At 48.1% G+C, this 1,503-nt stretch carries 3 protein-coding genes; all 3 read left to right on the top strand.

What is annotated here, in order from left to right:
* Positions 1–28: 28 nt before the first annotated feature.
* From MMB69_RS27145 to MMB69_RS27155, 3 genes are read left to right on the top strand one after another with little or no spacing between them, the layout of a single operon-like run.
* On the top strand, positions 29–235 hold the full coding sequence (locus MMB69_RS27145; protein ID WP_002901791.1) for a phage NinH family protein: 207 nt from the start codon (positions 29–31) through the stop codon (positions 233–235).
* Positions 213–878 carry a serine/threonine protein phosphatase gene (locus MMB69_RS27150; protein WP_001271136.1) on the top strand — a complete coding sequence of 222 codons (666 nt, stop codon included), beginning with the start codon at positions 213–215 and terminating at the stop codon, positions 876–878. Before MMB69_RS27145 ends, MMB69_RS27150 begins: the two co-directional genes overlap by 23 nt.
* Complete coding sequence (locus MMB69_RS27155) at positions 875–1,498, top strand: antitermination protein Q (protein WP_001235459.1); 624 nt, start codon at positions 875–877, stop codon at positions 1,496–1,498. The genes MMB69_RS27150 and MMB69_RS27155 overlap by 4 nt, the downstream gene beginning before the upstream one ends.
* The last annotated feature ends 5 nt before the right edge of the window (positions 1,499–1,503 follow it).

A 1,503-nucleotide genomic window follows, 5' to 3' on the forward strand; every position in this document is an offset into this window, starting at 1 on the left:
ACCTGCGAAATAGCAGAAGTGAGGCCGCATGACGTTCTCAGTAAAAACCATTCCAGACATGCTCGTTGAAACATACGGAAATCAGACAGAAGTAGCACGCAGACTGAAATGTAGTCGCGGTACGGTCAGAAAATACGTTGATGATAAAGACGGGAAAATGCACGCCATCGTCAACGACGTTCTCATGGTTCATCGCGGATGGAGTGAAAGAGATGCGCTATTACGAAAAAATTGATGGCAGCAAATACCGAAATATTTGGGTAGTTGGCGATCTGCACGGATGCTACACGAACCTGATGAACAAACTGGATACGATTGGATTCGACAACAAAAAAGACCTGCTTATCTCGGTGGGCGATTTGGTTGATCGTGGTGCAGAGAACGTTGAATGCCTGGAATTAATCACATTCCCCTGGTTCAGAGCTGTACGTGGAAACCATGAGCAAATGATGATTGATGGCTTATCAGAGCGTGGAAACGTTAATCACTGGCTGCTTAATGGCGGTGGCTGGTTCTTTAATCTCGATTACGACAAAGAAATTCTGGCTAAAGCTCTTGCCCATAAAGCAGATGAACTTCCGTTAATCATCGAACTGGTGAGCAAAGATAAAAAATATGTTATCTGCCACGCCGATTATCCCTTTGACGAATACGAGTTTGGAAAGCCAGTTGATCATCAGCAGGTAATCTGGAACCGCGAACGAATCAGCAACTCACAAAACGGGATCGTGAAAGAAATCAAAGGCGCGGACACGTTCATCTTTGGTCATACGCCAGCAGTGAAACCACTCAAGTTTGCCAACCAAATGTATATCGATACCGGCGCAGTGTTCTGCGGAAACCTAACATTGATTCAGGTACAGGGAGAAGGCGCATGAGACTCGAAAGCGTAGCTAAATTTCATTCGCCAAAAAGCCCGATGATGAGCGACTCACCACGGGCCACGGCTTCTGACTCTCTTTCCGGTACTGATGTGATGGCTGCTATGGGGATGGCGCAATCACAAGCCGGATTCGGTATGGCTGCATTCTGCGGTAAGCACGAACTCAGCCAGAACGACAAACAAAAGGCTATCAACTATCTGATGCAATTTGCACACAAGGTATCGGGGAAATACCGTGGTGTGGCAAAGCTTGAAGGAAATACTAAGGCAAAGGTACTGCAAGTGCTCGCAACATTCGCTTATGCGGATTATTGCCGTAGTGCCGCGACGCCGGGGGCAAGATGCAGAGATTGCCATGGTACAGGCCGTGCGGTTGATATTGCCAAAACAGAGCTGTGGGGGAGAGTTGTCGAGAAAGAGTGCGGAAGATGCAAAGGCGTCGGCTATTCAAGGATGCCAGCAAGCGCAGCATATCGCGCTGTGACGATGCTAATCCCAAACCTTACCCAACCCACCTGGTCACGCACTGTTAAGCCGCTGTATGACGCTCTGGTGGTGCAATGCCACAAAGAAGAGTCAATCGCAGACAACATTTTGAATGCGGTCACACGTTAGCAGCA

The sequence above is a fragment of the Priestia sp. P5 genome (assembly GCF_029522155.1).
Classification (GTDB): Bacteria; Bacillota; Bacilli; order Bacillales; family Bacillaceae_H; genus Priestia; species Priestia megaterium_E.